Source organism: Enterobacter cloacae complex sp.6700776, from assembly GCF_048284255.1.
GTDB classification, from domain to species: Bacteria; Pseudomonadota; Gammaproteobacteria; order Enterobacterales; family Enterobacteriaceae; genus Enterobacter; species Enterobacter intestinihominis.
In genome coordinates this window covers 1-318 of the sequence record NZ_JBLVYK010000129.1, presented here as the reverse complement: position 1 = coordinate 318, position 318 = coordinate 1, and the positions used below count along the sequence as shown (strand labels likewise).

Below are 318 nucleotides of genomic sequence, written 5' to 3'. Positions count from 1 at the left end.
ACGGCCTGACGCGGAAATTCGACCCAGCAGAGCGTCGGCGCGCCGGAGTGGCGGCGGCAAAAATCGCAGGAACAGCTGTGTGGGTTGCCTGGCAGGCCGTGCGCCTGAAAGCGAATATGCCCGCACAGGCAGCCGCCGCTATAGCAGGGATTTTCCATGATGTCTCCGTCATGAGCGCAGGGGAAAACGATGAAAATCACTATAGCAATATCGCGAAAAATTAACAGGTTCCCGCTGATGCATTACCAGAGCAACGGCGCCGGTTCGCGGCCGTTTTCGGCGTAGTACAGCGACGGCAGGAACTGTGCCAGATAGCTG

The 318-nt window shown here is 58.5% G+C and carries 1 protein-coding gene; it reads right to left on the bottom strand.

Annotated elements, in window-relative coordinates:
* Positions 1–158, bottom strand: a 158-nt coding sequence (locus tag ACNQ0T_RS23550) for a GFA family protein (protein WP_417930420.1), incomplete at its 3' end; no start/stop codon positions are given.
* Between the last annotated feature and the right edge of the window lie 160 nt (positions 159–318).